We start from the raw sequence: 22,820 nt of genomic DNA on the forward strand, positions 1-22,820 counted from the left end.
CGGGCCGTGCGGCCCGGCATGCGTGTGCGCCGCGCGTCACGCGCGGCGTATCGCACACTTACTGCAGATTCCCCCACCGGTCGACCGCCGGTTCCGCGGACGTCCACTTCCAGTGCGTGCCTTGCTGGCACGCATTCGCGAAATACCAGTCGGCCTTGTTGCCATCCTTCACCGAGAACGCGAATTCCTTGCAGATCGCGAGCGCCGACGCGTACGCGCGGGTGACGCGCACTTCGCCTTCGCCGTTTTCGAGCGGCAGCGTGTTCTTCACCTTCCACGGCTTCACTTCGCCGACGGCCAGGCTGCCGGCCGTCTTCGCGATCGCGTCCTGCTGGTTCTGATGGAGCTGCTTCATCGTGCGGTTGACGGCTTCGTCGGTCGCGGCCTGCACGGCAATCCCGACGCCGACGCCGACCGCCGGGTTCGCGGTGACGAGGCCCGTCGCCGCGCCGGCGAGGGCGCCGCTCGCCGCGCCGACCGACCCGCAGCCCGACAGCGTGGCCGTTGCCGCGCACAGCGCGCCGATGGCCGCGATACGGAGCGCGACGCTCATTGCAGCGCACCCCAGCGTTCGGTCGCCGGTTCGGCCGATGCCCATTTCCAGACGGGGCCGTCGCGGCAGATCGTGGCGACGTAGAAGGCCGATTGCGCGGCTTTGTCGGGTTTCGCGGGCGTATCGACCGCGAACACGATTTCCTTGCAGTCGAGCGGGCCGATGCTGATCATCCGGCTGACCGTCACGCGACCCTGCTCGTCGTCCTCGATCGGGAACGAGTGGTGCGTCGACCACGGCGCCACGCCGCCCACGTCGAGCGGGCCCGCCGCCTTCGCGATCTGTTCCTGGGTGTAGCGGTGTGCGACCCGCTGCGAGTACTGGACGCCCGCCCGCGCCCCGGCGACGGCGCCGAGGCCGATGCCCGTCGCGACGGCGGCGTTGTTGGTGACCTTGGAGGCGATCGCGGCGCCCGCGATACCGGCGCCGGCAGTCGCGCCTTCGCTGTACAGCGAGTTGCAGCCGGACAGCAGTGCGGCCGTGGCGATCACGGCCAGCACGACGCGCGCCGGCGTGGCCCGGCGCGGCGATTCGAAACGAATGTTCATCCCTGAGTGCAAGTCCTGTCTGGGTGAGCGGCGTGGCATGCACACCGTCATGCCGCGTCATTGTTTCGCAATTGTCATAGGAAAACTGCAAAGCTTTGACAAATCGCCGTGCGGCAGGCCGCGTGCGCGCGAGCGGCGTTATTGTCGGATAGATGCTTGCGGAGGGGTCGAAACGTTACAAATTGAAGGTAATTGTTACCTTCGGATGCGATCAGGCGACCTAGACTGTTGTGCTATGGAATGTTTCTACGACGGCCTTGGGCCGCGCCGCATATGAGACACCCAGCTATGCGCCGTTCGAAACGGCTATCACCTCGGCCGCCAGACGCGGCGGCCGTCCGTCCGGAAGACCGCCCGCGTCCGCGGACCGACGCGCCATCGGCGCCGCCGCCGGGCGCGCCCGACGACACGCCGTCGGACGGCGATCACAACCAGGGCGGCGCCCGCCCGGAAGGGCTCGACTATCAACGTGACCTCGGTCAGGAGCAGGACGCGTGATTCCGTCGTAGCCGCATTCCACCGCCGTATTTCATCGCAATTCTCGGAACTGAATCGCCGCGCGGCCGCCTTCGGGCCGCCGCGCCCGCTTTGGCGTGCGTCGCGCGCCAGCTAATCGAATCGAGGAGGGGAAGTCGCATGAGCAGATTGATCGTGGTATCGAACCGTGTCGCCGCCGGCGAGGACACGCGCCCGAGCGCGGGTGGCCTTGCGGTCGGCGTGATGGACGCGCTGAAGGAAACGGGCGGCGTCTGGTTCGGCTGGAACGGCGAGATCGTCGGCGCACCCGACACCGAGCCCGCGATCCAGCGGGACGGCAACGTCACCTATGCGACGGTCGGGCTGACCCGGCGCGACTACGACCAGTACTACCGCGGCTTCTCGAATGCGACGCTGTGGCCGGTGTTCCATTACCGCGGCGATCTCGCGCGCTTCGACCGCCAGGAGTACGCGGGCTACCTGCGCGTGAACGCGATGCTCGCGAAGCAGCTCGCCGCCTTGCTGCGCCCCGACGACCTGATCTGGGTGCACGACTATCACCTGTTGCCGTTCGCGCATTACCTGCGCGAGCTCGGCGTGAAGAACCCGATCGGCTTCTTCCTGCACATTCCGTTTCCGTCGCCCGACATGCTGCGTCTCGTGCCGCCGCACGAGGAACTCGTGAAGTTCATGTGCGCGTACGACGTCGCGGGTTTCCAGACCGAGGCCGACAAGCAGGCGTTTACCGACTACATCGAGCGGCGCGGGATCGGCGCGGCGAGCGACGACGGGATGCTGCACGCGCATGGCCGCGTCGTGAAGGTCGCCGCCTATCCGATCGGCGTGCATCCCGACGCGATCGCGCAGGCGGCCGTCCAGTACGGCACGCGCAAGCCGGTGAAGATGCTGCGCGAGGCGCTCGACGGCCGCAAGCTGGTGATGAGCGTCGACCGCCTCGATTATTCGAAGGGGCTCGTCGAGCGCTTCCAGTCGTTCGAGCGGATGCTCGCGAACGCGCCGGGCTGGCAAGGGCGTGTGTCGCTGCTGCAGATCGCGCCGCCGACGCGTTCCGACGTGAAGACCTATCAGGACATCCGCGAAACGCTCGAGGGCGAGGCCGGTCGCATCAACGGCCGCTTCTCGCAGCTCGACTGGACGCCGATCCAGTACCTGAACCGCAAGTACGAGCGCAACCTGCTGATGGCGTTCTTCCGGATGTCGCAGGTGGGCTACGTGACGCCGCTGCGCGACGGGATGAATCTCGTCGCGAAGGAGTACGTCGCGTCGCAGGATCCGGCCGATCCGGGCGTGCTCGTGCTGTCGGAGTTCGCGGGCGCGGCGGCCGAGCTGACCGGCGCGCTCCTCGTCAATCCGTACGACCTGTCGCAGATGGCCGAGGCGCTCGAGCGCGCGCTGTCGATGCCGCTCGCGGAGCGGCAGGCGCGCCACGAGGAGAACCTCGCGCGGCTGCGCGCGAACGACCTGTCGGTCTGGCGCGATACGTTCGTCGCCGACTTGCGCAGCGTCGCGGCGGCCGCGTCGGTCACGCGGCGCGTGGGCCGGCGGGTTGCGCATGCGTGAGGTCGTGCAGGCGCCCGGCGCCGCCGACGATGCGGGCGAGGAAGCCGCACGCCGCTTCTTTATCGTCACCGGTGGCCCGGGCTCGGGCAAGAGCACATTGCTCGACGCGCTCGAACGCGCCGGTTTCGCGCGCTCGCAGGAAGCCGGTCGCGGCGTGATCCGCGACCAGATGGCGATCGACGGCCAGGCGTTGCCGTGGCGTGACCCGGCGGCGTTCGCCGAGTTGATGCTGAGCTGGGAGATGCGCTCGTACGATCTTGCGCGCCACGCGCGCGGGCCCGTGTTCTTCGATCGCGGCGTGCCGGACGTGGTCGGCTATCTACGGCTGACAGGGCTCGCGGTGCCCGCGCATGCGGAAGCCGCGGCCCGCCGTTTCCGCTACCACCGGCGCGTGTTCATCGCGCCGCCGTGGCCGGACATCTATGCGCAGGACACTGAACGCCGGCAGGATTTCGCGGAAGCCGTGCGCACCTACGACGCGATGGTCGAGTGCTACACGTCATATGGCTACCGGCTGATCGAACTGCCGCGCGACAGCGTGCAGGCGCGCGTGCGCTTCGTGACGGACGCGCTCGGCGCGGAATGACGGGCGGGACCGAGGACGGCGAGCGATGTGTCAGGTCGCCGTGTCCGGCCGCGGCGACGTGATGCGCAGCATGCTGACGACCGCGGCCACCGCCGCGAATGCCGCGGCGACATAGAGCGCGATCGTCGGCCCGCGATCGGGCACGAGCCCGAAAATCAACGCGACGAGCGCGGCGCCGAGCGTCTGCCCGGTCAGGCGCGCGGTGCTCAGCATGCCGCCCGCGCCACCGCTGCGCTCGCGCGGCGCCGACGACAGCATCGCGCGGTTGTTCGGCGACTGGAACAACCCGAAGCCCGCACCGCACAGCGCCATCCGCCACACGATGTCGACGGTGCCCGGATGCGCGCCGATCGTCGCGAGCGACAGCAGCCCGGCCGCGAACAGCGCGAGCCCGATCCCGCCGAGGATGCCGGCCGAATAGCGATCCGACAGCACGCCCGCGAGCGGCGCGGCGAACACGATCACGAGCGGCCACGGCGTCATGTACAGGCCCGTCTCGACCTGCGAGAACCCGAGCGAGTTCTGCAGCCAGAACGGCAGCGCGACGAACGCGAGCATCTGCGACGTGAACGACGCCGTCGACGTATAGACCGACAGCGCGAACATCGGGATGCGCATCAGGTCGACCGGCAGCAGCGGCGCCGGCTGCGACAGCTGGCGCTTCACGAAGAAGTAGCCGACGACGAACGCGACGGCCAGCTCGACCGCGACATACGCATGGCTTTCGCCATGGCCGAGCCCGTCCACGGCCGTGATCAGCAGCCCGAACACGCACGCGTTCATCACCGCGCTCGCGAAATCGTACGGTGCGTCGTGCAGCGGGTTGGCCGGCAGCGCACGCACGCTGCCGACTACCGCGGCGATGCCGATCGGCACGTTGACCGCGAACAGCCACGGCCACGACGCGAACGACAGGATCGCGGACGCGACCGTCGGCCCGATCGCCGACGACAGCGCCACCACCATCGCATTGATCGACAGCCCGCGCCCGAGCATCGACGACGGGTAGATCATCCGCACGAGCGCCGCGTTGACGCTCATGATGCCGGCCGCGCCGAAGCCCTGGATCACGCGCATCACGGCCAGCATCGGCAACGAGCCGGCGAGCGCGCAGCCGAGCGACGCAGCGGTGAACAGCGCGAGCCCCGCGATGTAGATGCGGCGATAGCCGATGCGCTCGCCGAGCGACGCGAGCGGCAGCAGCGTGATCGTGACCGCGAGCTGGTACGCGTTGACGATCCAGATCGAGGCGGCGTCGGATGCGTGCAGGTCGCGCGCGATCGTCGGCAGCGCGACGTTGGCGATGGCGCCGTCGAGCACGGCGAGCGTGATGCCCAGTGCGACGCAGACGATCGCCCAGTAGCGTTGCGGAAGCGGCAGGCCGGTATCGGCGTTCATGGCGGGAGCAGAGGCGTGGTTGTCCGCGCGCCCGGTTGCCGGTTGCGTGCGCAACCATGCGCAAGGGTGGAGGCGGCGATGAGCGGCCCGGCCGGCGCAACTGCACCGGAGCGGGGCCGGTCGAGTGTATCACCGGGCCGCATCGCGCGACGCCGGCGCTCAGCCTTCGAAGTCGAGGCCGCCGAGCCGCACGAGCGGGTCGGCCTGCGTGCGCGACAGGAGATCGATGTCGCGCGCGCTCTGCCATGCCCCCAGCTTTTTCGGCAGCGCGGCGAGGTAGTGCTCGAAGCGTTGCGGGCCGTCCGGCTCCATCAGCCGCTCGATTTCGTCGGTGTCCCAGGTCAGTTCGAGGTTCAGCGGATGGTCGAAGCCGCTGACGTGCTCGTGCGGCGCGCTGCGGATCTGCACGCGCGTCGGGTGACCGTGGCCGCCATACGGGACGACGTCGGTCAGCACGTGTTCGGCGAAGAAGGCGGCGATTGCCTGTGCGATGCGCGGGGCGAATTCGGTATCGAAACGGCGGGCGGTTTCCGGCTGCATGACGGCGTCTCCTGTATGCCGAAAATCGTAGCACGGCGACGGCGCCTTTCGATGGGCGTGATACCGGTAATCGCGCGTTACCACTTGCTGCATCTATTACGGCCGCAAGCCGCCACAATGCATCGCATCCAGTACCACTTCGCGTGGGAGTCCATCATGAAAAAAATTGCCGCAGTGTGTGTCCTCGCCGGTTCGCTTGCCGTGGCAGGCCCGGCGTCCGCGCATGGCCGCGACGGTGGCGCCGTCATCGGCGCGTTGATCGGCGGCGCGGTGCTCGGCGCGATCGTGACGTCCGCGATGAATCCGCCCGTCGCGTATCAGGCGCCCGCGTACCAGGCACCGGCTTATCAGCCGCCGACGTACTACCAGGCGCCCGCGTATCAGCAGCCTGCGTATCCGACCTACCAGCAGGCGCAGTACCAGGACGACGGCCCGAACTATTGCTACGACCGCTACCAGCGCGCGTATGTGTGCGGCGCGCCCGTCTCGGGTGGCTACGCGCAGCCGGCCGGCTGGTGAGCAGGCTGACGCGCGAAGCGTGAGCAGGCGGCGGTGGCGCCGTTCGCTTCACCGCACCGAACGACAAAAAGGCCCTCGCTTCATGCGAGGGCCTTCGTCTTTTGCGTGGCCGTCCGTTCGTCCGCGTGACGCGTCGGCCATCGTGGCGCGCGGCACGCGGATACAAACGGTTGCAAATGCGCGTCAGTGGCGATGGCCGCCGCCACCTCCGCCGCCATCGTTCCAGTCGCCGCGGTGTCCGCCGCCGCGCCCCCAGCCGTTGCCGCGGTTGCCGCGATCGCCGTCCCAGCGATGGTAGTCGCGCCGGCCGCGATCCCAGTCGCGTCCGCCGCCACCGCCCCAGATATTGACCGTGCCGTACACGGGCGAAGGGGCGTACGCGTAGCCGGGATCGGAATAGTAAGGCTGCCCGTAGCCGTATCCGGCGTCCGGGGCGACGACGCAGCCGGCCAGCAGGGTGGCGACGCCGGCGGCAGCAATGAGCTTCAGCATGATGTTCTCCGTTGGTTCCCGTATAAGTACCGCGCAAGGGGATTGCCAGCTGTTTGCAATTGTGTCGTCAAATTACAGCGGCGTAAGGTCGTGTGACGGAAGTGTTAGCATCCGGGGCTCATTTTGTTTTTCAGGAGTACATCGATGAAATTCGCGATCCGGGCCGCACTGGCCGCCTTCTGCGTGACGACAGCCGCCGCCTGCGTGGCGGGGCCCGCTTCGGCGCCCGCCGTGACGGCCGAGTCGATCAAGATGTTTCCGCAGGCAGCGGCCGGCCAGCAGCGCGTCGTGATCGCGCTGCCCGCGCTCGAGAACGAAGGCGATGCGCGCGTCGAGCTGATGATCGGCAAGACGCTGCAGACCGACTGCAACCAGCAGTGGTTCGGCGGCGAGCTGACCGCCGAGGACGTGAAGGGCTGGGGCTATACGTACTACCAGCTCACCGACGTGAAGGGGCCGGCCTCGACGCTGATGGCATGCCCGGGCCAGGCGCCGCAGCAACGGTTCGTGCAGGTGCGCGGTGACGGCCAGCTGCTGCGCTACAACAGCCGCCTGCCGCTCGTCGTCTATGTGCCGGACGGCTTCGAGGTGCGCTATCGCGTGTGGCATGCGTCGAAGGACGTGCAACACGCAGCAAAGCAGTAACGTTACGGCGCGGCCGCGGCCTCCTGCCGCTACGCGCCGCCCGTACCGACGAGCGCTGGCCATGCGGCCAGCGCGGCTTGCGCGACGGCCTCCAGATCGCGACGGCTCGCACCGTCGCGCGCCTGGATCGACATCCCCTGCTGGACCGTGACGTAGTACCGCGCGATCGCATCGAGGTTCGCTTGTGCGGCGATCTCGCCGGTCGCGACCCCTTGCATGAGACGTTCGCGCAGGTGCTCGACCGTGCGCTCGCGCATCGCGATCAGCGTTTGCCGAACCGTATCGGAGCGCTCGGCCGGATGCAGTGCCGACAGCACGATCAGGCAGCCGGCCGGCTTCGACCGCCGCGTGAACACGCGTGCGGTATCCATCAGGTAGTTCCGTACGGCGTCGTGCGCGCTGCCGGCCTGTTCGACGCCGCCCCAGATTTCCCGCCCCTCCGTTGCGCTGTAATGCTCGAGCGCCAGCCGGAACAACGCTTCCTTGCTGCCGAATGCCGCATACAGGCTCGGCGACGCGATGCCCATCGCGGCCGTCAGGTCGGCCATCGACGCGCCTTCGTAGCCGAGGCGCCAGAACACCTCCATCGCGCGATCCAGCGCCGCTTCCTTGTCGAAGCTTCTCGGTCGGCCCCGTTCAGCCATTGCGTCCGTTCCTTCATCGATTTCTGTATCGATCGATAAATTAAATCAATTGACTGTGTCGCGCAACTTGCCACATTCTGTGTCGGTCGTTACATAAATTAGGAAAGGAACCGACATGAACCGACTTCAGGGCAAGCGTGCACTCATCACGGGCGGCAGCCGCGGCATCGGTGCGGCGATCGCGAAACGGCTGGCGGCCGAGGGCGCGGACGTCGCGATCACCTATGAGAAATCGGCGGAGCGGGCGCAGGCCGTCGTCGCCGGCATCGAGGCGCTGGGCCGCCGCGCCGTTGCGATCCAGGCCGACAGCGCCGATCCGGTGGCCGTGCGCGACGCGGTCGATCGTGCGGCGGAGGCGTTCGGCGGTCTTGACATTCTCGTCAACAACGCGGGGATTTTCCGGGCCGGCGCGCTGGACGACCTCACGCTCGACGATATCGACGCGACGCTGAACGTGAACGTGCGCGCGGTGATCGTCGCGTCGCAGGCGGCGGCGCGGCATCTCGGGGAAGGCGGGCGCATCGTGTCGACCGGCAGCTGCCTCGCCACGCGCGTGCCCGATGCGGGGATGAGCCTCTATGCCGCGAGCAAGGCCGCGCTGATCGGCTGGACGCAGGGGCTTGCGCGCGATCTCGGCCCGCGCGGCGTCACGGTCAACATCGTGCATCCGGGGTCGACGGATACCGACATGAACCCGGCCGACGGCGAACATGCCGGTGCGCAGCGTTCGCGGATGGCGATCCCGCAGTACGGCAAGGCCGACGACGTGGCGGCGCTCGTCGCGTTCGTGGTCGGGCCGGAAGGGCGGTCGATCAACGGGACCGGGTTGACGATCGATGGTGGTGCGAACGCGTGAGTGCGTGAATGCCGACGCCCGGCGTGAGTTTTCGACCGGGCGGCGTTGCGTTCGTTATCGGCAGCCGAGCCGGTGATGCTCGGTTTCGAGATCGGCGCGCTTGTCGTAAGCGCGCAGCTCGTTGCGGGGTTTGCCGTCCGGGGCCATTCCGCGCACGACCTTCTGGCCGCGGTCGGGGGCGTGCGTGACGGCGTCGATCCCGGCGGCCAGTTCACGGCAGCGTGCGTTGGGGGAGGGGTTTTCCGCGTGCGGGGCTGCGGCGTTCGTGATGTTGGCGATGCCGGGGCTGACATAGCGCGGCTTCGCGGGTGCGGTAAGGGTGTCGGCGGCGTTTGCCGTGCCGGTCATCGCTGAAAGCGCGGCGAGTGCCGCGATCGCTCGAATCATTGCGGGAGTCCGGATGCTGAAGAAGGTTCGGAATTCTACGCAATATGGGGCGCAGGGCCGTGGCGATCGGGCGGGATGCGATCGTGTGTCGCAGGGGACGTCGGCGGCTGAATGCTCCTCGACCCGTATGTGATGCTGGCAGGCCTTGAGCACGCAGCAGTGCATGCGCAAAGCAAAAAGCCCGCTTGCTTTCGCAGAGCGGGCTTCGGTATTGGTTGCGGGGGTAGGATTTGAACCTACGACCTTCGGGTTATGAGCCCGACGAGCTGCCAGACTGCTCCACCCCGCGGCGCGAAGTGTACTAGGGCTGATGTGGAGAGTCAATCGATTGGTGATTTGCGTCGAATGGAATCGGCGGCTCACTTTCAACAAGCGCGAGATCCGGCGTGCAGGTTGGCTGCCGATGCTTCCCGATCCGCTTCGACGTCAGGCGCTTTTCGTCGCCGCCGTTGCGGTATGCGATCGTGGGAAAGTGGATGAGGCCATGAGGATGGCTGGTCCCCGACAGAATTCATATCGCTAGGCTGGTAGTGCTTTTTAGGCTCCGCTCTTTCCAAGATACCAACAAAAATACCAACAGATATCTAAGCATAGGCTCGATCGGGTGCGAGGCTAGCTGTACGCAACCATCTAGCGCGGCCGGAAGCGAAAAACTCTGGAGATTTGGAGACAAGAACTCGTTTCTTCCTGTCGGCCTTGTCTGGTAAGGCTGTGACTATCTCCAAGTCTATCTCCAGAACACACATTTTCTTGGAGATAACGTTGGAGATACATCGCCACGGGCATGGCGATTGCGCGGCTGCTTTACGAGTTGCCTCGCAGTCTGGGACGTTGCGCGCAAAAGAACTCCCCGCACCGCCGCCTTCCGGCGCGTGAATAGGGTGCCATGGATTTTGTATTACTATGCAAGCGAAAGTTGGGGCGTCGATCCGGGGGGCGATCTTGTGGGAAATCGCTCGATGCCAACGTAAGACATTGGGGAGATTCGATGAAGATAGATAATGCGATTAATTTGGCAATCGAAAATATCCTGAAAGAAGGGTTGACTGACGTCGAGGTATTCGCTCGGCCGTTTGAGGTGGATTTGCTGAAAAATCAAGACATCTTGGATGATGTAAAGGCGAATATAAAAACGACTCTAAAGGAGTCTCAGATTAAGGGGGTGGGGTTTACTCCGATATCGCATATTTTGGTGCCAAAGAAAGAGCTTTTTGATTTTAGAAAATGTGCGATTATTGAGCCGGTGGATGAGGCGAGGTATTTGTCTCTGGTGCTTCAAATTGCGGATCTGATTGAAGTCAAGAGGCCGAATAAAAGTAAGAATAATGTGTTTTCTTACAGGTTTCATCCTTCCAAGGGGTACTTGTTCGATCAAAAATACAACTACACCTCATTTAGAGAGCATGTTTCAAGGAAGTCGAGGCAAAGAAATGTAAATGTCGTTGTCTCTTGCGATATTTCGAATTTCTATGATCGATTAAATTTGCATAGGCTTGAATGCATTCTTTCCTCGAATCCGAAGATTGATAAAAAGATAATTCTTCAGATCAACGAGCTTTTGTTGTTTTGGTCTGGTCGCGATTCATATGGTATCCCGGTTGGTTCCAACGCAAGCAGAATATTGGCTGAGGCTGCTTTAATAGAGGTCGATAATTTTCTAACCTCTCATAAAATCTCTTACTGTCGATTCGTTGACGATTTCAAGTTATTCGCTCCTGATGCGGCGACCGCCCACAGGTGGCTGGCACTTTTGGTTGATCGACTTTCCAAGGAAGGGCTGTTTCTAAATACGGGGAAAACACAGATCAAGGATGTGTCTGTCGTCGCTGAACCCGAGCCCGAGGCAGAGGCTGACGCAGCGGTAGTGCCAGAGGCGGACGCTCAAAGCGAGGATGAGACGGCCAAGTCATCCGATCCAGTGCCGGAAAGGAATCGAGACGAAGTTGCGCGCATCATCAGAGGATATTCTGGTCTGATTCCAACAAAATTCAGGGCACTTACAGCATCTGAGCTAAATAGACTCCGCGAAGAGGATATATCGGATCGGCTTGATAAGATTTCATCATCGGTGCTGATTGATCCAACTAATTTGGTTGCGTTGGTGAAGGCATGTGTCGCTAAGGCCGACCCTGTTGGGTTAATGGAGGTTGTTAAGAATTTGAATAAATTCCCGCAATTTATCCCCTACGTGATTGATGCGATTATCAAGAATGAAGGTATTTTTGGTGACTCGCACGTGAATGAATTGAGTGGGTACTTGTCATATTGGCTTGATAGGGATCATGCTCCGGAGTTTGTGTCGATATTCGTTATCAGGTTTTTTGGTCATGGGAGATTCAAAAGCAAGTCCATGTTGATGGAGTGCTTTAGGAGGCTAAGGCGGAATGACGGGAGCTATATCGGTCGGGCGCTCTTGGAGCAACTGGAGCCAATCGTGGAACGTGGGGAAGTTATTGAAATTAGAGACTATTTTGTACGGGCTGATCAGTCTGAGCGGAGGCAGATATCGAAGATGGTGGACATCCATCTAACGAAAGGTGAAAAGCGGCCATTCTTCAAAAATTCACTGTCTCAGTCGCAGGATATTTTTTTGAGGCACATGGAAAACTTATTTTAATAATAAAAAGAATTGGTCGACTGCTTCGGAGTGAGTGTAGGCAGTCAATCCGATAGTCGGTCGGCTATCGCGAGTTCCGCTCTTCGTTGTTCTTTTGATGGAATGCATGCCGAATGAAGGCTACTTCGTGAAAAGTAACTTTGACCGATTAAGCTCTAGGTCGCGTCGCGTATCCGCATGATCGTCTGGCGGCTTGTGCCGTAGCGCTTCGCGAGACTCGCTACGCTCGCGCCGGCGCTCAGGTGTCGACGCACTTCGCCATGCTGCTGCTTGCTTAGAGCAGATGGCCGCCCAATGACTTTTCCTTCTGCCTTCGCCCGTGCGATACCAGCCTGAGTCCGTTCGATCAGCAGGTCGCGCTCGAATTCGGCAACGGCGTTCAATACTTGCATTGTCATCCGTCCGGCCGCGCTGCTCAGGTCAACGCCGCCGAGTGCAAGGCAATGAATCCGGATGCCTCGATCGGCCAAAGTTTCGACGGTTGCGCGGACGTCCATGGCGTTCCGGCCGAGTCTATCGAGTTTGGTTACGATCAGCACGTCGCCTTCTTCCATCTTCAGTAGCAACTCCGAAAACCCCGGCCGCTGGTCTGCGCTGACGCTACCAGAGATGCTTTCGGTAACGACTCGTCGTTTATCGACCGAGAAGCCGGCCGCTTCGATTTCACGTAGTTGGTTGGCTGCAGTCTGATCGGTCGTGCTGACACGGGCGTATGCGAAGGTTCGCGACACGGTACGTACTCGATATGTTCGAAAGGGGTGTCCGAATCATACCCTATGTCCGAAAATATAAATAGCTTACTTTCGGACATGCCTGCGCACCCGTGTCCGAAAGGGTTCGGTTTCGGACATGCGGTTAGATTGACGGCCGACAGCCGAGCAATCGATCCGCATCGTCTGTTGAGTATGTCCGCTCACACGAGCGCATTAGAATGACTGTTCATCGAGCGCTCCCATACCCCAGCGTATTGCGAACATGGACCAGCAAATAACGCGCAAGAATCACTATGTCCCGCAGTGGTATCAACGAGGTTTCCTGACGCCGCAGCAGTCACGACTGCATGTGCTCGATCTCGCACCGCAAGACAGGACTCTCCCGAACGGAATGGTCGTCTCTGGCTCGCCGCTCAGTGAGTCCTCACCGAAGTACGCGTTCGTCGAACTTGATCTTTATACGACCCGCTTTGGAGACATTCTGAACGACGAGGTTGAGAGGTTGCTCTTCGGTCCGATAGACAAGAGTGGTGCTGAGGCTGTTCGTGCTCTGATCGAAAATAAACCTCAGCAGATACATAACTATTTCTCAGCCCTGTTCGATTTCCTTGACACGCAGAAGCTCCGAACACCGAAAGGGCTTGACTTCCTGCTAGAACGCTATGGTCAGATAGGGCAGACTGCCCTAATGGTCGAGATGCAACGCTTGCGCGACATGCATTGCACTATGTGGACCGAAGGTGTTCGCGAAGTCGTCTCGGCCACAAACTCGCCTGTCAAATTCGTTGTCTCGGACCATCCGGTTACTGTGTATCACCGAGAGTTTGCCCCCGACCACAGCGCTTGCAAATATCCGAACGATCCCGGTGTCGAATTGGTCGGCTCACAGACCATCTATCCTCTCAATGGCAACTATTGCCTAATTCTCACTCATATCGAGTACGCCACGGCTCCTTCGTCTGTAGATGTTCTGGCGAAGCGAACGCATGCACGCTATAGGGGAACCGGCTATGTCCGGACGGACGCCTTCATCCGGACCCGCGAACTATCGTCCGCTGAGGTAACCGCGGTTAACTACGTGCTCAAGGCGCGCGCCAAAAGGTACGTCGCTGCAGCAAAGCCTGAATGGCTCTATCCCGAAGATACCAACGCGTTAAGCTGGCGCGATATTGAGCAGATCTTGTTGCCGCGTGACGAACTGTGGAGATTCGGTGGCGAGATGGTCATGGCGTTCAACGATGGAACCTATCACTTCCAAGATGCCTTCGGTCGGACTTCAAAGGCTCACGAGTACTTGGCGAAGACTCCGCCTGAGGGTGAGCCAGCCGCAGATGATTACTGCCCTTGCGGAAGTGCACGACGATACGCCGATTGCTGCCAACTGCTCCCGACGCATGAGCGGCCAACCTGGACAATATACGGAATACGCGAGCGCAATATCGCTCTTTGCAACGCAGTTTCAGACATTCTTGGGCTGAACAAGGGCAAAGACTGGATCGACGTCCGTCGCGAGCTCTGCGACGATCAGGTGAAACGCATTCACGAGATCTACGAATTCTTGTGGCCGACGGATACGCTCCTGCGTGAATTGCTACCGCGTCCCAATGCAAATATTTCCCGGGGTGTCTTCTTGGGGCCGGTAGATGTACGTTCACTTCTATTGGAAGTCACGCCGTGGCTTGATTACTTTGATGAGTTAGTCATTCCACATCCTTTCCCAAATGCCGCCGGTTTGCGGCCAGAAAGCAGTCCGACGAAGTCCCCGGCGCTGTTTAGAGATCAAACGCTAAGGAATGCGCTCATGCTGCTTGAGCTTGAGCGCTACATACGGTCTGGGAGGATTCATCTCATCCCTGATCCAATGGACGTCGACGAGTTTTACCGTGCCGAAATACTCGCGTCAGTGAAAGGAGTACCGGAGCGCGTGCAGCTCAGCGAGCGCGACAAGCGCCACACGAGTGCGCTGGCCAAAGACGATCATATGAGGTGGACGCTCCGCGCGGAAGCAGACAACCTACTTGCATTCGTCAAACGTACTACACCCGATATTGCACCAGACTTGGCCGAAAAGGTCGTCGAGCGTTTGAAACGGGAAATCGAGGCTGATCCGCTGATTCTGCTCCAACCATTCCCGAAGGGAAAAAATGGTGGGCAAATGATGATGTATAAGTCCTTTGGCGTCGACACGGGACTCTTCATCGCCTCGATGACAGGCGCCGTCCCGTACTGCCATTTGGACGCGATTTGGGGAAGACTTCATGCAGCCACTGACGAGCGAGCGAAGGGGCGAGCGGTTGCTGAAGACCGAATTGCGGCAAAGTTTCGAACGGTGGATGTGTCGTTACGTGTCCCGGGTATGAACGAGCAAGGTGATGAGGACCTGAACACGGATAGTCTGCGGGAAGTTATCCGTCTGTTTGTGGCCGTGGCGGCAAGTAATGACCCGAAAGACACCGCGCGACTAGAAGCTGCCTTGACTGCTCTGCGAGAGCAGCCGCAGAGCGTCCCTCCGTCGAGCATATTGGTGCATCTTGACGCCTCCGCTCCGGATGGCGGATTCCTAACAACCAGCGCTACCCGCTTGGTTCATACGTACGGGCTCACGACCCGCATCAATCCAGTGTCACTGGCGTTTCATTTCGTTTGGGCGGACCAGCAGGCGGGCGAGCCAGCATGACGGATGTTCACCCAACTGTCGCACGGCTCTTGATCTGCGACGTGTGTTTTCACACAATTGCCCGCTGGCCTTTCATCAAAATCGTAGTGCTATGAATTCGCTACGACGGCTTATTTCTTCTCTTCGCTGAACAGCAGGTTATGCAGGTTCAAACTTGAGATACCCATCGGTTCGCGTCGCAGGTCGTGAGAAAATAACGCCCGTCGAGCCTAGGGCGGCCACCTGAAAACCGGACACCTTCACCGGCCGGCTCGACGTTCTTCGTGAAGGCCGCACAGAAGGGTGCGCGATTGCTACGTACAAAGACACCTAGTTCCGCTCTCAAGCACAAACCACGCGCCGGTTTTCGCTCACGGCGCTCGAGGCAATGTGTGAGAAGAAGCATTCTTTCTTTCGCCGCCGTCGACGCGAAACACCGAGCGTCTCAACCTTTTGCTGCGGACGGCGGTGAAAGCCCATTCGGGCGGATGCAAGACATCATTCCACGCGATGTTCCGGTTGGGGAGGCGATGGCCTTGCTGGCCGGCCTGCTCGTCAAGTGCATTGACGAGGATGATCTGCGCACGGCGCAAGAGCTGATGAAGCATGAGTTGTTTAATAGCCGTACGTTGGAAGGCGTGGTGCTGTACGCGCGTCGTGAAACGGAATCTGCACTGCTCGAACGAATTAATGCTTTGCATGATCAGCTTGCCGAGCATGCTGAAGAGCGCGACATGTCGCAGGCGCATTTGGCGCAGCTCCAAGCTGAACAACGAGAGCGGCAAGATCAGGCCATGCGCGAGAGGCAAAAGGCGATCAAACCGGCTCAGGCTGCACGGCTTGCTGGTGCAAAGAATACAAAGATCGTCGAAGAATTTAACAGGCGTCGGCGTAGCGGTGAGGACTTTCAGGGGCGCAATGTTTGCTCAGATATTGCGGCTCGCTTCGGCGTCACGGCTGATCACGTGCGCAAGCTGAAACGGGCTTGGCTTGCCACGTGAATTGATAAAACGCGATTGACGCACCGATAGTCTTGTTTTGAATGATGCTAAACGCGATTGTCGATACGTCGGTCGCGTTTGGTCCTTCAAGCTCCCGGTTGTGCCGATGGTGGCACAGCTACGCTCAGGGAGCACAAATGTCTGCAAGCAACACATTCGCATCACAGGCCCCGATCGGACTGCCGCTTGACGGCTTTTCGCGTTGGAGTGACCTGCGTCCCTTTGTTCCGTTGTCCCGTGAGACCGTTCGGCAACGCGAATTGGAAGGGCGGTTTCCGCGTGCACGTCGTTTGACGCAGCGTTGCACCGTCTGGTCGAACAGAGAGATTCATCGCTGGATGGCCGACCCGTTGACCTATCGCACTGCCGACGTGGCGAGCGAAGTGACGGAGGGCGCGTGATGACGAACAGCGTGAATGTTACGAACGCGCGTGCAGCAGCGCGAGAAGCCAAACGAGACGCCGACGCGGCATTCTACGCGAGTGAGTTGGAGCGTCAGCGTCAGCGGTTCGCAGCCGCGCTCGGGCGCTGCGTTGATGAAGCCCGGCGCGAGGCAGCTTGTTGGATCGCGGCGGCTGCGACTGTGTTCGAACGTGACGCCGAACGCATGCCATCGCGTGCCAAGCGTGCCGTCGAACTTCTCAAGCACGCCGTATTCATGCTCGACCCGAAGGCCCCGGCATGACGCCGCATCAAAGTTACTTTGCCGTGGTGAGATGCGCGGGAAGCCGAGCGCGTCACGCTGCTGCCGCTGGTCCGTCCCGTCCTCGATTTGCGAATCGCGGCAGTGCGCAGTATCCTGTGTCTGTCGCTGAGACAGCAGCGGCCCGGATTGGCGTCCGGAATCTGAAAACGGCGGACGACCGCCATCTGGCGGTATTTTTTCGTCCGCGCGTCAACGCACGCCTTCAATGGTCGGGCCTTGGCGGGGGTGCCTTCGGGCACGCCGGTTTCCGTTTTCGCCGGTACGCCAACTCCGCCATGTGCCCGGCCACCCCAATTGGCGTTGGGAGCCGGGTTCGTTACCACGAAAACGGAGGTCGCACCCAATGCGCCAGTTGTCGCACGCCCGTACCGGGCAGCAATCCCACCTCATTCAATCGATTGTCCGCACAGCACTGCGCGACGCGGCAACCGCAAGCACGTATCAAGACGCGCTCGATGCAACCGGCGCGGCACTGGCCGCGATCGCCGCGCTCGTCCGCGCGGAGGTGCGTCATGGCTGAGCTGCGCTGCAAGATCGGCGATCTGGCGATCGTCACGAAGTGCGATGCACGTTCACGCATCGGTATGCTGGTCGAGGTGGCATCGGCTCGCCCGACGCCCGATCACGATTGGCGCGTGCGGATCTTGGGCGGCCCCGTCTCGGGGCGTAGCGTCTGCGGTCGCCGGTCTGGCGACTTCATGCATGCAGCCGTCCATGACTGGAACCTCACCCCTATTCGCGGCGAAGCGGAGCTGGATTGCACGATCGACGTTGGGCAACTCCTCGCGTCGATTCTGGAGGTGCGCCATGTCTAAATTCCGCCTGCCGAACGAAGTCACGATGATCGCCACGTGTGCGGCCCATCAGTTCGCCCAGCTCGAAGCCCTGTTCGATGCTGTCCGTTCGCATCTTGCTGAGGGCACCTACGAGCGAGCGCTCGTCGACATGGGGCAAAGCGTTGCGAGCCGCTATTCGGCTGAAATGCGCCGCACTGCGCAGCCGGAGGTGTGCCATGACTGACCAGCGCATCCGAACCGCGGTTATCAATGGATTCGACAACGCACCGCCGCTGGATACGGGCGCTCCGATTGAGCTGCAATTCGCCGTCGACCTGGGCGCGATCTGCGCCGACGCGTGGCTCGACCTGAAAGGCGACGTGCGCCTGCACGACTACGCGGCGCATCAAGCCGCCGCGTTCGCACGCGGCATGGAATCCGCCATGCAGGACGCGGGCGACGTCGACGCGCATCGCGTCACGATCAGCCGCCAAGCGTTCGCGGCCGGCCTGATGGGGCGCGTGCAGCAGCATCTGTTTGCGGCGCTCGGGCTCGTCACGCGCGAACCGCGCACGACGCACTGAGGGGCGGTCATGGCAAAGACGAACAAGAACGCCGTGCAACCGCTCGCGTCGCACTTCGTGGCCGAGGTGAACCGGCCCGACCGTAACCGCATCGGCACGCGGATCAGTGACGCCATGGAGCTGCTGGACAGCCTGCATTGGGCGGCCGACAAGGCCATGTCCGACGACGACTACTGGCTTGTGCTGAGCCTGTTCCGCGCGTCCCTGCCGTCGATCGGCGCAGCGCTGGAGGCAGCCAACGACGCCCTTGGCGAGTCGCGGCTCGGCCGCTACGTCTACAGCAACGACGTCACGGCGGGCGGTGCGGTTCTGTCGGTGCCTCGCGCGGCCGGCTGACGTTCCGCCGCTAGGCATCGTCGAATCATTCAATTCTTCGCGCGTCGGGTAGCTGCTTGCCCGATATGGACTACTAATCGAAAGTCGACCGACGCGCGTCCAGTGGGAACCTATGAGTAACGCACCCATGTCCGAATTCGAGCGGGCGAGAGTCGCGCTCGGTTATGTTCCGCCCGACGACCGCGACACGTGGCGTCAGGTGGGGATGGCGCTCAAGGCCGAGTTTGGCGAGGAGGGCTTCGCCCTCTGGAACGAATGGAGCCAAGGCGCGCAGAACTACAACGGCAAGGACGCGCGCGATGTGTGGAAGTCGTTCAAGGGCGGCAAGATCACCATCAACACGCTGTTTCACCTCGCCAAGGTTGGCGGCTTCGATCCGCGCGCGCATCGAGCAAAGCCGATCGATCCAGCGGAGCGCGAGCGGCAGAAGGCCGAGCGCGCGGCACGCGAAGCGACCGAGCTGGCCGAACTGACCGAGAAACAGCAAGCCGCGTCGGCGCTCGCTGAATCCATCTGGTCGGCGGCCGAGCCCGCGCCGGCCGATCACCCGTACCTCGTTCGCAAGCGCATCCCGGTCGACGCGCTACGCGTCTATCGCGGCGGCTTGTGCATCGGCACGGCCGCGTGCGACGGCGCACTCGTCATCCCGGCGCGTGACGCGGACGGCAAGCTGTGGACGCTGGAGTTCGTCCTGACGGACGGCCAGAAACGCTATCTGCCGAACGGCCGCAAGGCGGGCTGCTTCTCGTTGATCGGCGGCCCGCTATCTTCCGCTCCGGCCACGCTGCTGATTGGCGAGGGTTACGCCACGTGCGCGACGCTCGCGGCCGCGACCGGCTATCCTGCCGCCGTCGCGTTCGACGCCGGCAACCTGCACGCGGTCGCAACGGCGCTGCGCGGCCAGTATCCGGACGCCCGCATTGTCGTATGCGCCGATGACGACCACACGACGAAGGGCAATCCGGGTGTGACGAAGGCCCGCGCGGCGGCCGAGGCCGTCGCCGGCATCGTGGCCGTGCCCGACTTCGGTTCGAACCGCCCGACGAACGGGACCGACTTCAACGACCTGGCTGCGCACGTCGGCCCGGATGCGGTGGCCGCTGCCGTGCGCGCTGCGCTCGCACCGGCCGGCTCGACCGACGTCGACAAGGGCAAGGTCGCTCCAGCCGCCGCGAAGCCCGCCAAGCGCCCCAAAACGGCCCGCGCGCAGGATGGCAAGTCGCGGTTCGTCGTTGATGACAAGGGCGTGTGGTTTCACGGCTTCAACAATCAGGGCGACCCACTGCCGCCGCATTGGGTCAGCACGCGTATCGACGTGATCGCGGAGACGCGAAACGAGATGAACAGCGAGTGGGGCTACCTGCTTGAATTCACGGACCGCGACGGCATCCTGAAACGGTGGGCGGTGCCGGCGGGGCTCTTTGCCGGCGACGGCACGGAGCTGCGCCGCATGCTGCTCGATATGGGCGTGAAGCTCGGCGTGACGCAGATCGCCCGCACGCAGATCGCGAACTATGTGCAGATGGCGCAGCCGGACGAGCGCGTGCGCTGCGTGCCGCGTGTCGGCTGGCATCACGGCGCGTTCGTGCTGCCCGATCGCGTGATCGGGACGGGTAAGGAGGCGCTGATCTATCAGGCAGACACGCCGATCCAAAGCCAATTCAAGGAGCGCGGCACGCTGGACGACTGGCAGCGCGAGGTCGCGGCCTACTGCGTCGGCAATAGCCGGCTACTGTTCTGCGTCGCTACCGCCTTCGCTGGTCCGCTGCTGCACTTCTCCGGGCTCCAGTCGGGCGGCTTTCACTTGCTCGGCACGACGTCCAAGGGCAAGTCGACGGGCGGCGTCATCGCCGCGTCCGTGTTCGGCTCGCCGGACTATGTGCGGAGCTGGAAGGCGACCGACAACGCGCTCGAAGCCGTGGCCACGCAGCATAGCGACGCGCTGCTGATCCTCGACGAAATCGGGCAGGTCGAGCCGCGCTTGGTCGGCGATGTGATCTACATGCTTGCGAACGAGTCGGGCAAGGCCCGCGCGTCGCGTAGCGGCTCGGCAAAGCCGGTTCTCACGTGGCGGCTGCTGTTCCTGTCGAACGGCGAAAAGAGCGTGTCCGCGCTGATGGCCGAGGGCAACAAGCCCATGAAAGGCGGTATCGAGGTGCGCTTGCCCGCGATCCCGGCCGAGGTCGGCGAAATGGGCGTCGTGGAGAAGCTGCACGGCTTCCCGACGCCGGCCGCGCTGATCGAGCATCTAGAGCGGCACGCAGGCATGCACTACGGCACGGCCGGCCCCGCGTTCATCGAATGGGCGTCGTCGCAGGCCGGCGAGCTGGCCGAGCATCTGCGCATGCGCGTCGACGAGCTGGTCGGGCAATGGGTGCCGGACGGTTCGCATTCGCAGGTCGCGCGCGTCGCCAAGCGGTTCTGCCTCGTTGCGGTGGCCGGCGAGCTGGCGACGGCGCACGGGCTGACCGGCTGGCCGCAGGGCGAAGCGGTCGAGGCCGCGCGTCGCTGCTTCGAAGGCTGGCTCGAACTGCGCGGCGGCACCGGCAATTCGGACGAGGCCGAAGCCGTGCGGCAGGTACAGCATTTCCTCGCCGCACACGGCGACAACCGTTTCGTGTGGATGAACCGGGCGCAGGACGACCATCGGCCGAACGTGCCGCATCGAGCGGGCTTCAAGCAGCACGTGAAGCGCGACGAGCGCCGCACGCCCATCGCATCCGATCGCGAGTACTACGCCGAGTTCGGCGGCAAGATGAGCGCCGACGATGCGGAAAGCGTCGAGACGGAATACCTGATCGAAGCGGCCGTGTTTCGCAAGGACGTGTGCGCCGGCTTCGATCACAAGATCGTCGCCAAGGCATTGATGAAGCGTGGCGTGCTGATGCCGCGTAGTGACGGCTATCCGTACCGGCAGGAGTACATCCCCGGTCACGGCAAGTTCATGGTCTATCGCGTGCTGCCGTCCATCTTCACGCTTGAGCTGTGAAATGCACCGCCGCCGTCCGGGAGGGCGGTGGCGGGCGTTCCTTTGCGCGGCATTTTTGGCCCGTGCGTCAGAGTTACTTTGAGCGATGTGCACCAGATGGAACTGGGCGGGCGCTGGCCGTGAATCTTGCCGCAGCCGTAACAATCCAGCCCGGTTTATCTCCAGTATCTCCAGCGTTCTCCAAATCGTTTGGAGACACACGAAGCCTTACTCCATAAGGCTTTGCGGCCGATTCAGGCGTTTATCTCCAAATCTCCAACTCGTTTTGCACTGAGCGGACAGGCGTCGATCGCCTGTATCGATCGCGAAGCCAGACGGGGCACGGCTCTCCGGGATTTGAGGTGCGTCGCCAACGCGTTTTTGAGGGGGGTGTCCGCGATGCGCCCCGATCGGGCATTGTTGCGCCTGCTGCAAGTGTCAGGGCGGCCGGAAAGCTGGGGACCCTGCGTCTAGGGCAAAGACGCGGGGGCTCACACCCGCGTATTTTCTCTACTGACGGCGGGTATAGGGGGGCCACATAATAATAAAGGGACAAATCATTCAATTACCCAATGGCTAGGCTGTTTCCGATTTACTGATGGGAAACGCACGGAAGGGGGTCATAAACATGCAGCGACGGTAACGACCGAGCGCCTGCCGTCTGCGGGCCCGCCCTGACGAGATGTTGGTAATGTTTCTCGGCATTGCGTCCCGGTAACGCAGTGGAGCACCGCCGTAGATTTTCGGAGAGCGCGATACGTCGCCCGACGTTCCATCAACGGGCATTCGCGTTCATCGCCTGAAATTCGGTCCTCTGAAAACTGTCCACTCGGCCTGGTCGTCGCTAACGACTCGTCGTTGGCCTGCGGTAGCTACCTGTATTGCTGAGCGGATCTCGCTCGATCAGAATAGCTTTCCAAATTTCGGGGAGGCAGCGATGGCCAAACCTGTAGTGTCAGCGTCTATGTTCCGCTGCGCTCGACCGATACTATTTCGGACCGGGCACCCTAGCTATCCGTTTTCGGTTTGCGGGTCGGGTTTCGTCGTCCGCTATTTCGATAAGGTATTTGCAATAACGAGCCGTCATGCAGGGGCCAACTTTAGTCTCGCTGACACCCGCGTCCAGTATCACCCAAACGCACCAGAAGTTATTGTGACATCGCGCTGGTACGTTATTCACGGTGGCAACGCGTCCGATACGGATCAGTACGATTTCGTCGTTCATGAAGCCGACGGC

Annotated in this window: 25 protein-coding genes and 1 tRNA gene; 17 read left to right on the plus strand and 9 right to left on the minus strand. The window is 62.5% G+C overall.

Features of this window, described 5'->3' with window-relative positions; genetic code table 11:
• Positions 1-58: 58 nt before the first annotated feature.
• Entirely contained in the window at positions 59-553 is a 495-nt protein-coding gene (locus QZM35_RS35015) for a hypothetical protein (protein ID WP_301777632.1), read from the minus strand.
• On the minus strand, positions 550-1,101 hold the full coding sequence (locus QZM35_RS35020) for a hypothetical protein (RefSeq protein ID WP_089426068.1): 552 nt from the start codon (positions 1,099-1,101) through the stop codon (positions 550-552). Before QZM35_RS35020 ends, QZM35_RS35015 begins: the two co-directional genes overlap by 4 nt.
• A gap of 288 nt (positions 1,102-1,389) precedes the next feature.
• Between QZM35_RS35020 and QZM35_RS35025 the strand changes: the two genes are divergently transcribed.
• The 3 genes from QZM35_RS35025 to QZM35_RS35035 all read left to right on the plus strand — a co-directional run bounded on the left by QZM35_RS35025 (position 1,390) and on the right by QZM35_RS35035 (position 3,745).
• The gene (locus QZM35_RS35025; RefSeq protein ID WP_089426067.1) at positions 1,390-1,599 is read left to right on the plus strand and encodes a hypothetical protein; all 210 of its coding nucleotides are present in this window, start codon (positions 1,390-1,392) and stop codon (positions 1,597-1,599) included.
• A gap of 138 nt (positions 1,600-1,737) precedes the next feature.
• A complete protein-coding gene (otsA, locus tag QZM35_RS35030; RefSeq protein WP_089426066.1) occupies positions 1,738-3,159 on the plus strand; it encodes an alpha,alpha-trehalose-phosphate synthase (UDP-forming) in 1,422 nt (473 codons plus the stop codon).
• Positions 3,152-3,745, plus strand: a complete 594-nt coding sequence (locus tag QZM35_RS35035; protein WP_089426065.1) for an AAA family ATPase — start codon at positions 3,152-3,154, stop codon at positions 3,743-3,745. Before otsA ends, QZM35_RS35035 begins: the two co-directional genes overlap by 8 nt.
• 30 nt (positions 3,746-3,775) lie before the next feature.
• On the opposite strand, the gene QZM35_RS35040 is transcribed toward QZM35_RS35035, so the two are convergent.
• Together QZM35_RS35040 and QZM35_RS35045 are read right to left on the minus strand one after the other, a co-directional pair.
• Positions 3,776-5,143 carry an MFS transporter gene (locus QZM35_RS35040; protein ID WP_301777633.1) on the minus strand — a complete coding sequence of 456 codons (1,368 nt, stop codon included), beginning with the start codon at positions 5,141-5,143 and terminating at the stop codon, positions 3,776-3,778.
• A 159-nt stretch (positions 5,144-5,302) separates the two neighbouring features.
• Positions 5,303-5,683: a DUF5594 family protein gene (locus QZM35_RS35045; protein WP_039368496.1), complete on the minus strand. Its 381-nt coding sequence runs from the start codon at positions 5,681-5,683 to the stop codon at positions 5,303-5,305.
• A 117-nt stretch (positions 5,684-5,800) separates the two neighbouring features.
• Here QZM35_RS35045 and QZM35_RS35050 point away from each other — a divergent pair, with 117 nt between their 5' ends.
• Complete coding sequence (locus QZM35_RS35050; protein WP_011352835.1) at positions 5,801-6,202, plus strand: hypothetical protein; 402 nt, start codon at positions 5,801-5,803, stop codon at positions 6,200-6,202.
• A gap of 183 nt (positions 6,203-6,385) precedes the next feature.
• Here the strand turns inward: QZM35_RS35050 and QZM35_RS35055 are convergent, their stop codons facing one another.
• Positions 6,386-6,694 carry a hypothetical protein gene (locus QZM35_RS35055; RefSeq protein WP_089426063.1) on the minus strand — a complete coding sequence of 103 codons (309 nt, stop codon included), beginning with the start codon at positions 6,692-6,694 and terminating at the stop codon, positions 6,386-6,388.
• Between the two features lie 144 nt (positions 6,695-6,838).
• Between QZM35_RS35055 and eco the strand changes: the two genes are divergently transcribed.
• Positions 6,839-7,339, plus strand: coding sequence for a serine protease inhibitor ecotin (eco, locus tag QZM35_RS35060; RefSeq protein ID WP_089426062.1), 501 nt, complete (start codon positions 6,839-6,841; stop codon positions 7,337-7,339).
• A 29-nt stretch (positions 7,340-7,368) separates the two neighbouring features.
• On the opposite strand, the gene QZM35_RS35065 is transcribed toward eco, so the two are convergent.
• Entirely contained in the window at positions 7,369-7,983 is a 615-nt protein-coding gene (locus QZM35_RS35065; RefSeq protein ID WP_089426061.1) for a TetR/AcrR family transcriptional regulator, read from the minus strand.
• 115 nt (positions 7,984-8,098) lie between these two features.
• On the opposite strand from QZM35_RS35065, the gene QZM35_RS35070 reads away from it, so the two are divergent.
• Complete coding sequence (locus tag QZM35_RS35070) at positions 8,099-8,839, plus strand: SDR family NAD(P)-dependent oxidoreductase (RefSeq protein WP_089431554.1); 741 nt, start codon at positions 8,099-8,101, stop codon at positions 8,837-8,839.
• A gap of 54 nt (positions 8,840-8,893) precedes the next feature.
• Here QZM35_RS35070 and QZM35_RS35075 read toward each other — a convergent pair whose 3' ends face one another.
• Both QZM35_RS35075 and QZM35_RS35080 read right to left on the minus strand, forming a co-directional pair.
• Complete coding sequence (locus tag QZM35_RS35075; RefSeq protein ID WP_301777634.1) at positions 8,894-9,226, minus strand: hypothetical protein; 333 nt, start codon at positions 9,224-9,226, stop codon at positions 8,894-8,896.
• A 212-nt stretch (positions 9,227-9,438) separates the two neighbouring features.
• Positions 9,439-9,515 (minus strand) — tRNA-Met (locus tag QZM35_RS35080).
• Between the two features lie 699 nt (positions 9,516-10,214).
• Between QZM35_RS35080 and QZM35_RS35085 the strand changes: the two genes are divergently transcribed.
• Positions 10,215-11,843, plus strand: coding sequence for an RNA-directed DNA polymerase (locus QZM35_RS35085; protein WP_301777635.1), 1,629 nt, complete (start codon positions 10,215-10,217; stop codon positions 11,841-11,843).
• A gap of 155 nt (positions 11,844-11,998) precedes the next feature.
• On the opposite strand, the gene QZM35_RS35090 is transcribed toward QZM35_RS35085, so the two are convergent.
• The gene (locus tag QZM35_RS35090; protein WP_217071201.1) at positions 11,999-12,574 is read right to left on the minus strand and encodes a recombinase family protein; all 576 of its coding nucleotides are present in this window, start codon (positions 12,572-12,574) and stop codon (positions 11,999-12,001) included.
• A 244-nt stretch (positions 12,575-12,818) separates the two neighbouring features.
• Between QZM35_RS35090 and QZM35_RS35095 the strand changes: the two genes are divergently transcribed.
• The 10 genes from QZM35_RS35095 (at position 12,819) to QZM35_RS35140 (ending at position 21,604) form a co-directional block, all read left to right on the plus strand.
• Positions 12,819-15,233, plus strand: a complete 2,415-nt coding sequence (locus tag QZM35_RS35095; RefSeq protein WP_301777636.1) for a DUF4238 domain-containing protein — start codon at positions 12,819-12,821, stop codon at positions 15,231-15,233.
• 467 nt (positions 15,234-15,700) lie between these two features.
• On the plus strand, positions 15,701-16,213 hold the full coding sequence (locus QZM35_RS35100; RefSeq protein WP_059458612.1) for a hypothetical protein: 513 nt from the start codon (positions 15,701-15,703) through the stop codon (positions 16,211-16,213).
• Between the two features lie 137 nt (positions 16,214-16,350).
• On the plus strand, positions 16,351-16,614 hold the full coding sequence (locus QZM35_RS35105) for an AlpA family transcriptional regulator (RefSeq protein ID WP_081052901.1): 264 nt from the start codon (positions 16,351-16,353) through the stop codon (positions 16,612-16,614).
• Positions 16,614-16,898 carry a hypothetical protein gene (locus QZM35_RS35110; protein ID WP_301777638.1) on the plus strand — a complete coding sequence of 95 codons (285 nt, stop codon included), beginning with the start codon at positions 16,614-16,616 and terminating at the stop codon, positions 16,896-16,898. Before QZM35_RS35105 ends, QZM35_RS35110 begins: the two co-directional genes overlap by 1 nt.
• Before the next feature lie 364 nt (positions 16,899-17,262).
• Positions 17,263-17,439, plus strand: a complete 177-nt coding sequence (locus QZM35_RS35115) for a hypothetical protein (protein ID WP_301777639.1) — start codon at positions 17,263-17,265, stop codon at positions 17,437-17,439.
• On the plus strand, positions 17,432-17,734 hold the full coding sequence (locus QZM35_RS35120) for a hypothetical protein (protein ID WP_049035714.1): 303 nt from the start codon (positions 17,432-17,434) through the stop codon (positions 17,732-17,734). Before QZM35_RS35115 ends, QZM35_RS35120 begins: the two co-directional genes overlap by 8 nt.
• Positions 17,727-17,939: a hypothetical protein gene (locus QZM35_RS35125; RefSeq protein WP_301777640.1), complete on the plus strand. Its 213-nt coding sequence runs from the start codon at positions 17,727-17,729 to the stop codon at positions 17,937-17,939. The genes QZM35_RS35120 and QZM35_RS35125 overlap by 8 nt, the downstream gene beginning before the upstream one ends.
• On the plus strand, positions 17,932-18,279 hold the full coding sequence (locus QZM35_RS35130) for a hypothetical protein (protein WP_011545898.1): 348 nt from the start codon (positions 17,932-17,934) through the stop codon (positions 18,277-18,279). Before QZM35_RS35125 ends, QZM35_RS35130 begins: the two co-directional genes overlap by 8 nt.
• A gap of 9 nt (positions 18,280-18,288) precedes the next feature.
• Positions 18,289-18,615 (plus strand): hypothetical protein, encoded by a 327-nt coding sequence (locus tag QZM35_RS35135; RefSeq protein ID WP_004556769.1) that lies wholly within the window; start codon positions 18,289-18,291, stop codon positions 18,613-18,615.
• A gap of 127 nt (positions 18,616-18,742) precedes the next feature.
• Positions 18,743-21,604, plus strand: a complete 2,862-nt coding sequence (locus QZM35_RS35140) for a DUF927 domain-containing protein (RefSeq protein WP_301777641.1) — start codon at positions 18,743-18,745, stop codon at positions 21,602-21,604.
• Positions 21,605-22,820: the final 1,216 nt, after the last annotated feature.

Source organism: Burkholderia sp. AU45274, assembly GCF_030482505.1.
GTDB lineage: Bacteria > Pseudomonadota > Gammaproteobacteria > Burkholderiales > Burkholderiaceae > Burkholderia.

What these genes read in the sequence shown, in the direction of transcription:
- QZM35_RS35015 (WP_301777632.1), bottom strand. Translation starts at nt 553, where the DNA reads ATGAGCGTCGCGCTCCGTATCGCGGCCATCGGCGCGCTGTGCGCGGCA.
- QZM35_RS35105 (WP_081052901.1), top strand. Translation starts at nt 16,351, where the DNA reads ATGTCTGCAAGCAACACATTCGCATCACAGGCCCCGATCGGACTGCCG.
- QZM35_RS35130 (WP_011545898.1), top strand. Translation starts at nt 17,932, where the DNA reads ATGACTGACCAGCGCATCCGAACCGCGGTTATCAATGGATTCGACAAC.
- QZM35_RS35095 (WP_301777636.1), top strand. Translation starts at nt 12,819, where the DNA reads ATGGACCAGCAAATAACGCGCAAGAATCACTATGTCCCGCAGTGGTAT.
- QZM35_RS35065 (WP_089426061.1), bottom strand. Translation starts at nt 7,983, where the DNA reads ATGGCTGAACGGGGCCGACCGAGAAGCTTCGACAAGGAAGCGGCGCTG.
- QZM35_RS35115 (WP_301777639.1), top strand. Translation starts at nt 17,263, where the DNA reads ATGCGCCAGTTGTCGCACGCCCGTACCGGGCAGCAATCCCACCTCATT.
- QZM35_RS35120 (WP_049035714.1), top strand. Translation starts at nt 17,432, where the DNA reads ATGGCTGAGCTGCGCTGCAAGATCGGCGATCTGGCGATCGTCACGAAG.
- QZM35_RS35135 (WP_004556769.1), top strand. Translation starts at nt 18,289, where the DNA reads ATGGCAAAGACGAACAAGAACGCCGTGCAACCGCTCGCGTCGCACTTC.
- QZM35_RS35100 (WP_059458612.1), top strand. Translation starts at nt 15,701, where the DNA reads ATGCAAGACATCATTCCACGCGATGTTCCGGTTGGGGAGGCGATGGCC.
- QZM35_RS35040 (WP_301777633.1), bottom strand. Translation starts at nt 5,143, where the DNA reads ATGAACGCCGATACCGGCCTGCCGCTTCCGCAACGCTACTGGGCGATC.
- QZM35_RS35045 (WP_039368496.1), bottom strand. Translation starts at nt 5,683, where the DNA reads ATGCAGCCGGAAACCGCCCGCCGTTTCGATACCGAATTCGCCCCGCGC.
- QZM35_RS35075 (WP_301777634.1), bottom strand. Translation starts at nt 9,226, where the DNA reads ATGATTCGAGCGATCGCGGCACTCGCCGCGCTTTCAGCGATGACCGGC.
- QZM35_RS35125 (WP_301777640.1), top strand. Translation starts at nt 17,727, where the DNA reads ATGTCTAAATTCCGCCTGCCGAACGAAGTCACGATGATCGCCACGTGT.
- QZM35_RS35025 (WP_089426067.1), top strand. Translation starts at nt 1,390, where the DNA reads ATGCGCCGTTCGAAACGGCTATCACCTCGGCCGCCAGACGCGGCGGCC.
- QZM35_RS35070 (WP_089431554.1), top strand. Translation starts at nt 8,099, where the DNA reads ATGAACCGACTTCAGGGCAAGCGTGCACTCATCACGGGCGGCAGCCGC.
- QZM35_RS35035 (WP_089426065.1), top strand. Translation starts at nt 3,152, where the DNA reads ATGCGTGAGGTCGTGCAGGCGCCCGGCGCCGCCGACGATGCGGGCGAG.
- QZM35_RS35110 (WP_301777638.1), top strand. Translation starts at nt 16,614, where the DNA reads ATGACGAACAGCGTGAATGTTACGAACGCGCGTGCAGCAGCGCGAGAA.
- QZM35_RS35020 (WP_089426068.1), bottom strand. Translation starts at nt 1,101, where the DNA reads ATGAACATTCGTTTCGAATCGCCGCGCCGGGCCACGCCGGCGCGCGTC.
- eco (WP_089426062.1), top strand. Translation starts at nt 6,839, where the DNA reads ATGAAATTCGCGATCCGGGCCGCACTGGCCGCCTTCTGCGTGACGACA.
- QZM35_RS35140 (WP_301777641.1), top strand. Translation starts at nt 18,743, where the DNA reads ATGTCCGAATTCGAGCGGGCGAGAGTCGCGCTCGGTTATGTTCCGCCC.
- QZM35_RS35050 (WP_011352835.1), top strand. Translation starts at nt 5,801, where the DNA reads ATGCATCGCATCCAGTACCACTTCGCGTGGGAGTCCATCATGAAAAAA.
- otsA (WP_089426066.1), top strand. Translation starts at nt 1,738, where the DNA reads ATGAGCAGATTGATCGTGGTATCGAACCGTGTCGCCGCCGGCGAGGAC.
- QZM35_RS35085 (WP_301777635.1), top strand. Translation starts at nt 10,215, where the DNA reads ATGAAGATAGATAATGCGATTAATTTGGCAATCGAAAATATCCTGAAA.
- QZM35_RS35055 (WP_089426063.1), bottom strand. Translation starts at nt 6,694, where the DNA reads ATGCTGAAGCTCATTGCTGCCGCCGGCGTCGCCACCCTGCTGGCCGGC.